9 protein-coding genes are annotated in these 8,865 nt (G+C 49.4%); 3 read left to right on the top strand and 6 right to left on the bottom strand.

Annotation, left to right across the window (positions count from 1 at the left end; genetic code table 11):
* Nucleotides 1–69: 69 nt before the first annotated feature.
* Together B3O33_RS06080 and B3O33_RS06075 are read right to left on the bottom strand one after the other, a co-directional pair.
* On the bottom strand, nucleotides 70–1,299 hold the full coding sequence (locus B3O33_RS06080) for a nucleoside recognition domain-containing protein (protein WP_292361900.1): 1,230 nt from the start codon (nucleotides 1,297–1,299) through the stop codon (nucleotides 70–72).
* A gap of 73 nt (nucleotides 1,300–1,372) precedes the next feature.
* Nucleotides 1,373–3,172 carry a DEAD/DEAH box helicase gene (locus tag B3O33_RS06075; protein ID WP_292361901.1) on the bottom strand — a complete coding sequence of 600 codons (1,800 nt, stop codon included), beginning with the start codon at nucleotides 3,170–3,172 and terminating at the stop codon, nucleotides 1,373–1,375.
* 242 nt (nucleotides 3,173–3,414) lie between these two features.
* Between B3O33_RS06075 and B3O33_RS06070 the strand changes: the two genes are divergently transcribed.
* A complete protein-coding gene (locus tag B3O33_RS06070) occupies nucleotides 3,415–4,233 on the top strand; it encodes a formate/nitrite transporter family protein (RefSeq protein WP_292361902.1) in 819 nt (272 codons plus the stop codon).
* Nucleotides 4,234–4,245: 12 nt separating this feature from the next.
* Nucleotides 4,246–4,455 carry a dodecin gene (locus B3O33_RS06065; RefSeq protein ID WP_292361903.1) on the top strand — a complete coding sequence of 70 codons (210 nt, stop codon included), beginning with the start codon at nucleotides 4,246–4,248 and terminating at the stop codon, nucleotides 4,453–4,455.
* 5 nt (nucleotides 4,456–4,460) lie between these two features.
* Here the strand turns inward: B3O33_RS06065 and B3O33_RS06060 are convergent, their stop codons facing one another.
* The 4 genes from B3O33_RS06060 to B3O33_RS06045 form a co-directional block, all read right to left on the bottom strand.
* Complete coding sequence (locus tag B3O33_RS06060) at nucleotides 4,461–5,024, bottom strand: YSC84-related protein (RefSeq protein ID WP_292361904.1); 564 nt, start codon at nucleotides 5,022–5,024, stop codon at nucleotides 4,461–4,463.
* A gap of 100 nt (nucleotides 5,025–5,124) precedes the next feature.
* Nucleotides 5,125–6,723 (bottom strand): ABC-F family ATPase, encoded by a 1,599-nt coding sequence (locus B3O33_RS06055; protein WP_292363193.1) that lies wholly within the window; start codon nucleotides 6,721–6,723, stop codon nucleotides 5,125–5,127.
* Between the two features lie 128 nt (nucleotides 6,724–6,851).
* Nucleotides 6,852–7,703 carry a sirohydrochlorin chelatase gene (locus B3O33_RS06050; protein WP_292363192.1) on the bottom strand — a complete coding sequence of 284 codons (852 nt, stop codon included), beginning with the start codon at nucleotides 7,701–7,703 and terminating at the stop codon, nucleotides 6,852–6,854.
* A gap of 26 nt (nucleotides 7,704–7,729) precedes the next feature.
* A complete protein-coding gene (locus B3O33_RS06045) occupies nucleotides 7,730–8,641 on the bottom strand; it encodes a histone deacetylase family protein (RefSeq protein WP_292363191.1) in 912 nt (303 codons plus the stop codon).
* A 38-nt stretch (nucleotides 8,642–8,679) separates the two neighbouring features.
* Here B3O33_RS06045 and B3O33_RS06040 point away from each other — a divergent pair.
* The coding region (locus tag B3O33_RS06040; RefSeq protein ID WP_292363190.1) for a gamma-glutamylcyclotransferase at nucleotides 8,680–8,865 on the top strand (186 nt) is incomplete at its 3' end.

The following is an 8,865-nucleotide window of genomic DNA, read 5'->3' as shown; positions in this document are numbered from 1 at the left end:
GCTTTTTCAGCTCACAACAGAGGCGGATATGAAAGATCAACAAGCCCTAGGGTTATCAGTTTTCATGGGTTAACCAAAAAACCAGTAAGCAATAATTATCGCTGCAGTTATTCCAGCAACATCCGCCGCAAGGCCGCAAGCAATAGCATGGCGGATTTTCTTAATCCCTACGGCACCAAAATACACTGCGAGAACATAAAATGTTGTTTCAGTGCTGCCCTGAACAATGGAGGCCAAACGTCCGGCAAACGAATCCGCTCCATGCACTTCCATGGTATCGATCATCATGGCCCGGGCCCCACTGCCACTGAATGGTTTCATCAGGGCGGTGGGCAGGGCATCGACAAAACGATCATCCAGTCCTGCAGCGAGCACTCCGGCACGAACACCGCTAGCGATTAATTCAAGTGCACCGCTGGCACGAAAAACCCCAATGGCAACTAACATGGCAACCAGATAAGGAATAATCATTACCGCCGTTGAAAAACCTTCTTTGGCACCATCAATAAAGGCCTCATAGGCATTTACCCGTTGCCAGGCAGCTGCCACAATAAAGGCGATTACTAATGAAAAAATCACTACATTACTGACAATAGCGGATTGCACCAGCATTTGTTGTTGTTCCAGACTGGCAAAATAAGCCAGTAAACCGAACACAAAAGCACTGAAACCACCCAGGTACATCAGCACGATGCGATCCAGCAGATTGATTTTCTGTACCGCGGCGACAGTGATTAAACCTATCAAGGTTGAAAAATAGGTGGCGATAAGTAACGGGATAAAAACGTCTGTCGGATTAGCGGCGCCCATCTGTGCACGATAGGTAAAAATGGTGACCGGGAACAAGGTGACGGCAGAAGTGTTAATGACCAGAAACAGAATCTGGGCGTTACTGGCGGTATCTTTTAACGGATTAAGCTTTTGCAGTTCCTGCATCGCTTTAATACCCAACGGGGTTGCTGCATTATCGAGGCCCAGTGCATTGGCTGATATATTCATCACCATCGCCCCCAGCGCGGGATGATTCTTTGGTACTTCAGGCATTAAACGAGTGAAAAGGGGCGATAACCCACGGGTTAATAACTCGACAAATCCACTGCGTTCACCAATTTTCATAATCCCCAGCCATAAGGCCAGAATGCCGGTTAAACCAATGGCAATTTCAAAAGCGGTTTTAGAAAGTGCAAACAGCGCCTGCATGATCTGGTTAAAAATTTCTGTGTCACCCAACACCAGTAACTTAAATAAAGCTACTGCAAAGGCAATCAGAAAAAAGGCAATCCAGATAATATTCAGCATGGGGGCTATTGTGGCATGCTCAAAAAAAAAGTCACTGTTGCCAGTGACTTTTAGTTATTGATGTATTGACCAGTTAGCTTTTCTTAAATTTCTTACCAGGTTTGCTACGAGGTCCATCTTTACGATCTTTGCTGAAATTCCGGCGTGATGGACGGGCCGCTAAACTTTCAGCTACTGCTTCCTCTGTTGCCAGACTCATGTTCAGCTGTTTATTGTTGACCCATACTTTACGTATTTGTTGGAACATATCTTTTGGCATGCCTTGTGGCAAATCAATCAAACTATGATCATCATTAATAGTAATACGACCGATAAACTGACTGTCAATGCCTGATTCATTGGCAATCGCGCCGACCAGATTGCGTGGTTCGATATTATCTGCACGACCTACTTCAACGCGGTAGGTATCCATATCCGGCTCATTAGGGTGCGCGCGTGGTGCACGTTTTTCACGTGGTGGACGTTCGCCTCTGGAAGGTCTTTCACCGCGCTCCTGACGAGGTCCACGTTCCCGTTCTTCACGTGCAGGGCGTTGCGTGACATGTTTAACCGGCTTCAACGGACGATCTTTCTGCACTAAAAAGGCCAGTGCTGCAGCGATTTCAATCGGATCCGCATTATGTTCCTGTTGATATTGGCTGATCAGCGTCTCGAAATAAGCCAGTTCCTGAGACTCAATGGTTTCACTGAGTTGTTCCATAAACTGCAATACACGACGATCAGCAATATCTTCGCTGCTCGGTAATTGCATTTTGGTAATGACCTGGCGTGTCGCTTTTTCAATGGCACTTAACATTCGTGTTTCGCGTGGGGAGACAAACAGAATGGCCTCACCTTTACGACCGGCACGGCCGGTACGGCCGATACGATGCACATAGGATTCGGTATCGTAAGGGATATCGTAGTTGACCACATGGCTCATACGTTCAATATCAAGCCCACGTGCAGCTACATCAGTAGCAATCAGAATATCAATACTGCCTTTTTTCATGCGTTCAATGGTTTTTTCACGCAGGGCCTGATTCATATCACCGTTGATGGCAGCGGCTGAATATCCCCGGGCTTCAAGTTTCTCAGCCAGTTCAACTGTCGCGTTTTTGGTGCGGACAAAGATGATCATGCCGTCAAAGTCTTCGACTTCCAGAATACGGGTTAACGCATCCAGCTTATGCATACCGGTGACTTGCCAGTAACGCTGGTTAATGGTGGTGACGGTTGACGTTTTGGATTGAATGCGAACATCCACCGGATCTTTCAAATATTTCTGTGCGACACGATGAATTGGGCCCGGCATGGTTGCTGAAAATAAAGCGACCTGACGATTTTCAGGGGTTTCTTTAAGAATGGTTTCGACATCATCAATAAAGCCCATACGCAGCATTTCATCCGCTTCATCAAGCACTAATGCTTCAAGTTTATCCAGCTTCAATGTGCCACGACGAATATGATCCAGAATACGACCCGGGGTACCGACAACAACTTGTGGTTTACGTTGTAATGAGCGTAATTGAATGCCCATGCTTTGACCGCCATAAATCGGCAGAATATGGAAATCTTTCAGGTGACGGGCATAACTTTGGATCGCTTCTGAAACCTGTATAGCCAATTCACGAGTCGGTGCTAACACCAACATCTGGGTGGATTTATTTTTAACATCCAGCCGACTTAACAGCGGTAAAGCAAAAGCAGCCGTTTTACCTGTACCGGTCTGGGCCTGGCCTAGTAGATCTCTACCGGCAAGTAAAGGCGGAATACTTTGCGCCTGAATAGGCGAAGGGGTTTCATAACCTGCTTGTTGTACAGCTTGTAAAATTGGAGCAGCTAACCCTAACTCAGCGAATGAGGGTGTTGAATCGTTTTCTGGTGTGGACATTGAATAACCTGTGATGGGCAGCTTTGGAAACAAAGCTGTAAAAGTGACATTTGCGAGCGTGCAATTATACGTGCCTGAACTATGAAAAGATAGCAAAATCATTCATTTAATTAGTGCTTATTTACTCTTGAGCACCATCATGCAGAGACGATGATGGATAAGCAGCTCAGGCTTGCCATGGTGCTTATACCTGATCTATGTGATTATCAGCTAACCGGTTTTTTAAGATAGAGAAAAATACTATGGATCCTTTTTCAGTTGATGCGTATACCCCGGCAGAAATAGCTCGCCGCCTGGAAAAAATCAGTATGAGCAAATGCACTGTGGATCCGTTGAGAGTCTTTGCGTTGGCATTACTGGCAGGTGCATTTATCGCGCTTGGGGCGGCGTTCTTTACACTGGTGACTTATGACGTTGGCAATATGCCAGCGGGTTTGATGCGATTAATTGGTGGTCTGGCATTTTGCTTGGGATTAATTCTGGTGGTGGTGGCCGGGGCAGAATTATTTACAGGTAATAACTTATTGGTCATGGCCTGTATTGATGGTCTGATTAGCATAAGACAACTGATTTACAACTGGGTAATGGTTTATCTTGGCAATTTCATTGGCGCTTTAGGAATTTTACTGCTGATGTATTTCAGTGGTTTATGGTGGCAGGGTGATGGGGCGCTTGGGCAGAAGGTGGTGGCAATTGCTGACAGTAAAGTGAATATGAGCTGGATGGAAGCGTTCAGTCGAGGAGTGTTGTGCAATATTCTTGTTTGTCTGGCCGTCTGGTTATGTATGGCAGGCCGCAGCGTGACTGATAAGGTTCTGGCAGTGATCTTTCCAATTACTGCATTTGTCGCTTTAGGTTTTGAACACAGTGTTGCCAATATGTTTTTTATTCCTGCAGGCTTATTGGCACAAACTGAAATCGGGACGACTTTAGCTGTCTCTGAGCAACTGACCATAGGGGGATTTTTCTGGCATAACTTGATCCCGGTGACCTTAGGCAATATGCTGGGAGGGAGTGTATTTGTAGGCTTGTTTTACTGGTTTATCTATTTACGTAAATAAAAGGAAAACAGCATGACTGAACATGTTTATAAGCATATTGAAATCACCGGCAGCTCAGCCGATAGTTCGGATAAAGCGATTGAAAATGCAATCGCTAAAGCGGCTGAAACAGTGAAGAATCTACATTGGTTTGAGGTGACCGACACCCGCGGCTATATTGAAAATGGCGGTGTACGCTACTGGCAGGTCACTATCAAAATAGGTTTTCGAATAGAGGATTAAATCCCCTATTTATTCAGCTTGGTAAACTTGGCGCCTTCGAGCGTCAAGTTATACATCAGGCCTTTATTGCTGAACACAAACCCGACGATGGGATCTTTAATATCAGTGGTATTGATATCCTCACCTACTCCCCATTCGACAACAGCCACAGAACCATCTACTCCGGCTTTCCACCCATCACTATCGCGAAACTGCTGTAATGCCTCATCATTCATAAACACCAGAATCACGGTTTTTTGCTGAGCACCTAACTGAAAGCCGATGGATGCAGCCGCAGTATTGTAGTAATCCACAGTGCTACCACTGATGCGTAACGCACCTTCACCATATTCACCACCGATACCAAAACCGGCTTTGATGATATCGGGCAAAACCAATACCCCGGAAGCTTTTTCAAGAAAACGATCACCACCGGAAACTTCTGTTTGAAACCGTTTCAGGGCTTCATCCACTTTAATATCAATTTCGGCGGCTGAGGCGGAAAAGGATTGTGTAGAAAGCGTCAGTAAAGAAAAGGCAAAAATCATTGCTGACAGAACAGGAAGATAAGTCGAAATTCGGTTTAACATGATGTAAATCCTCAACTTCGTTATTGAGGCTTCAACATAGCACGCTGACTGGAGGGATGGAAGATGGTCAGTACATAATAAAACGTACTGACCATGCCGCTTAGTTATTGATCCCCAGACTTTTCAGATACTCATCATAGGTACCGGTAAAGTCGGTGATACCTTCATTTTCCATATCAAATATGCGGGTTGCCAGAGAGGAGACAAACTCACGATCATGGGAGACAAAAATTAAGGTACCTTCGTAGTTTTCCAATGCCAGGTTAAGTGATTCAATAGATTCCATATCCATATGGTTGGTCGGTTCATCCATCACCAGGATATTGGGTTTTTGCAGAATCAGTTTGCCAAACAGCATGCGGCCTTTTTCACCACCTGACAGCACATTGACCTTTTTATCAATCATATGACCAGAGAATAGCAGACGACCCAAAGTGCCACGGATAACCTGTTCATCATCTTCCGGGCTGCCCCATTGCGACATCCACTCGAACAAGGTCATATTACTCTTAAACAGATGATCATGATCCTGAGCGTAATAACCGATATTGGCATTTTCAGACCATTTTACATGACCGGATTTTGGCGCCAGTTCACCAACCAGCGTTTTCACAAAAGTGGTTTTACCAATACCGTTAGGACCGATAACAGCAATCTTTTCGCCTACTTCAGCCATAAAACTAAAATTTTCAAACAGCGGTTTTTCGTTATCGTAACCTTGTGTCAGTTTGCTGACTTCCAATGCATTACGAAACAGTTTCTTTTCCTGATTAAAACGAATAAACGGATTCACCCGGCTGGAAGGTTTAATGTCATCCAGCTGAATTTTTTCCATTTGTTTTTGACGGGAAGTTGCCTGTTTTGCTTTGGACGCATTGGCAGAGAATCGTGATACGAATTCCTGTAGCTCTTTGATCTGTGCTTTTTTCTTCGCATTGTCTGATTGCAGACGTTCGCGCGCCTGGGTGGAAGCGATCATGTACTCATCATAATTGCCCGGATAAATACGTAATTCGCCATAATCCATATCCGCCATATGCGTACAGATGCGATTGAGGAAGTGTCGATCATGCGAAATGATGATCATGGTGCTGCTGCGCTGGCTTAATACCTCTTCCAGCCAGCGGATGGTATTGATGTCCAGATGGTTGGTCGGCTCATCGAGCAGCATGATATCGGGATCAGCGAACAGTACCTGAGCCAACAGGATACGCAGCTTCCAGCCGGGTGCAATTTCACTCATCGGACCATAATGCTGTTCTACCGGAATGCCGACACCTAACAGTAATTCACCCGCACGGGATTCGGCGGTATAACCGTCCATCTCGGCGTATTGACCTTCCAGTTCTGCGACTTTCAGGCCATCTTCTTCACTCATTTCCGGCAGGTTATAAATCCGATCGCGCTCACGATGCACATCCCATAACTCAGGTTGTCCCATAATCACAACGTCAATAACACGTTGATCTTCGTACGCAAACTGATCCTGTTTTAATACCGCATAAGACTCATTAGGATCGTAACTCACATTACCCGAGGTAGGCTCTTGCACCCCGGCCAGAATTTTCATAAAAGTCGATTTACCACAACCATTTGCGCCAATCAGGCCATAACGATTGCCGCCACCGAATTTAACGGAGACATTTTCGAACAGGGGCTTGGCCCCAAACTGCATGGTGATATTGGCGGTTGCGATCAAGATAGAGGCCCTGGTTAACGAGGAAGCGCTGTTGGAGAAACGAGCACGCTTGCAAAAGCTCGCGATTCTACGCGCCTTTGGGCAACGTTACATCTCCCCTTGCGCGCTTCCCTTAACCGGGCACTTGACTACTGCGCAGGCATTTCAAGCAGAAAGCGTTCTCCGTCAAGCGCTTGGCGCAGGCGTGAGTGTAAAATCCCAACGATCCCCTGGTGCTCGCCGACCAGCGCGGTGGTCGTCACCGTCAACCCACTGTGGCGCTGTTCGGCGGCGGCGCAGATCTCGGCGATATCGCCACCCTCACCGGCATGACGGCCTGGGGAGAGAAACAGCATCGCCAGCACCACGTTCCCGCTGCTGAATTCAGGCGTATCCAGCAGGTGCTCCAATAGCGGCTCGTTAAAGCGGTACTCGTCGCCGTCACGTCGCTCCATGGAAGCCGCCGCCACGCAGCGCACGTCGTCGCCCAGCAGCACGCTCAATTGCCCAGCCAGGCGGTTACGCACGGCGGTAACGTCGGGAATGGGGCTGCCGTGGTCCACCAGCGCGACCTTGGCAGCGCCTTGTTCAGGCAACTGCGCACGTACGTTATCGGCCAACAGCTGTGCCAAGCGCAGATCGTTACTCCCAAGTTCATCTACCAGTGGCTGAGCAACCCGCACCGACACGTTAGGAAAACGGGCCTGCAACGCGGCCATACGCTCCGGCAAATACCCCGTTAGCGCTTTGCTGGGGCCGAAGAAAAACGGCAGCACGATAATCTCGGTGGCGCCTGCCTCGGCGCTGCGTTCGGCGGCGGGGCCTAACGTAATGGCGGGAATGCCATCGACCTCTTCAGCGGGGATTTTATTGGAGTGCAACAGCGAGGCCGCCTGAACAGTCTCCCCTAGCGTCTCGCTCAACGCGGCCGCCACCCGGCGCAGGTTATGGGTGGCCTGGGGGCGCAGGGAGCCGTTATCGACAAGAAAAATAGCGCGCATCGCGTTCGTCCTTTTCAATCAAAGCGTTAATGAGCCGCCAGCACATCCGCAGCGGCTCGATGTAGCTGGGCGTGGCGCGCAGCAAGGGCGGCAATATCGCGGTCGTAGCCGCCGCCGATGACCGCCGCCACGGGAATGTCAGACTCACGACAAAGGTTCAACACGTAGTGATCCCGGGCATACAGCCCGTCACTGCTGAGCGATAAGTAGCCCAGGCGGTCATCGTGATGCACATCCACGCCCGCGTCATAGAGCACTACGTCTGGCTGGTAGGCGGCGAGTACCCCAGGCAGCCAAGACGCGAGTTCGGCCAGATAAGCCGCATCCTCCATGCCGTTGGGCAGGTCGATATCCAGGTCGCTTTTTGCTTTGCGGGCGGGGAAGTTACGCGCCGCGTGCATGGAAAAGGTAAACACGCCGGGATCGTTGGCAAAGAGCCGCGCGGTGCCATCGCCTTGATGCACGTCGCAATCCACAATCAGCACCCGCTCTACCCAGCCCTGCGCCAGCGCGTGGGCGGCGGCCACGGCTAAATCGTTAATCAAACAGTAGCCGCTGGCGGCATCCGCATGGGCGTGGTGCGTGCCGCCCGCCGAGTTGCAGGCAAGCCCGGTGGCCAGGGCCGCTTCCAGGGTGAGCAGCGTGCCGCCGGTTTCCAGCCGCACTCGTTCCACCAAGGCTTGCGACCACACAAACCCGCTGCGCCGCTGGGCGGCACGATCGAGCTGGCCGTGCAAAAACTCCTTCACGTACTCTGGTGTATGCACGCGTTGCAGGCTTTCGAGGGTGGCCGGTTGGGGCGTGTGCCACTCGATGGGGCAGGCCAACGTTTGCTCGCCCAATAGCTGCCGAAGCACCCGAAACTTTTCCATGGGGAAGGGGTGATTGGCTGGTAAATCAATCGTATAACCCGGATGATGAACCACCGTTAACGCCATGCGCGTGCAGCCACTTTGGTCACAAATGTAGATCGCTTATGTTGCTTGATACCACGACGTTAAACCAGCAAAGAAACTTCTTCGACGGCCATGCGGATATCTGGCTTTTTGGCTACGGTTCGTTGATTTGGAAGGCCGATTTTGACTATTTAGAGCGGCGGCCTGCGGCGATTACCGGCTGGGCGCGGCGCTTCTGGCAGGGCTCCCACGATCACCGCGGCACA

It is taken from the genome of Methylophaga sp. UBA1464, assembly GCF_002325665.1.
Taxonomy (GTDB): Bacteria; Pseudomonadota; Gammaproteobacteria; order Nitrosococcales; family Methylophagaceae; genus Methylophaga.
Note: the sequence above shows the minus strand (reverse complement) of the source record. Positions and strands in the feature narration are given on the sequence as shown.

Coding starts and splice junctions, on each gene's coding strand:
- B3O33_RS06080 (WP_292361900.1), bottom strand. CDS start 1,299: ATGCTGAATATTATCTGGATTGCCTTTTTTCTGATTGCCTTTGCAGTA.
- B3O33_RS06075 (WP_292361901.1), bottom strand. CDS start 3,172: ATGTCCACACCAGAAAACGATTCAACACCCTCATTCGCTGAGTTAGGG.
- B3O33_RS06070 (WP_292361902.1), top strand. CDS start 3,415: ATGGATCCTTTTTCAGTTGATGCGTATACCCCGGCAGAAATAGCTCGC.
- B3O33_RS06065 (WP_292361903.1), top strand. CDS start 4,246: ATGACTGAACATGTTTATAAGCATATTGAAATCACCGGCAGCTCAGCC.
- B3O33_RS06060 (WP_292361904.1), bottom strand. CDS start 5,024: ATGTTAAACCGAATTTCGACTTATCTTCCTGTTCTGTCAGCAATGATT.
- B3O33_RS06050 (WP_292363192.1), bottom strand. CDS start 7,703: ATGCGCGCTATTTTTCTTGTCGATAACGGCTCCCTGCGCCCCCAGGCC.
- B3O33_RS06045 (WP_292363191.1), bottom strand. CDS start 8,641: ATGGCGTTAACGGTGGTTCATCATCCGGGTTATACGATTGATTTACCA.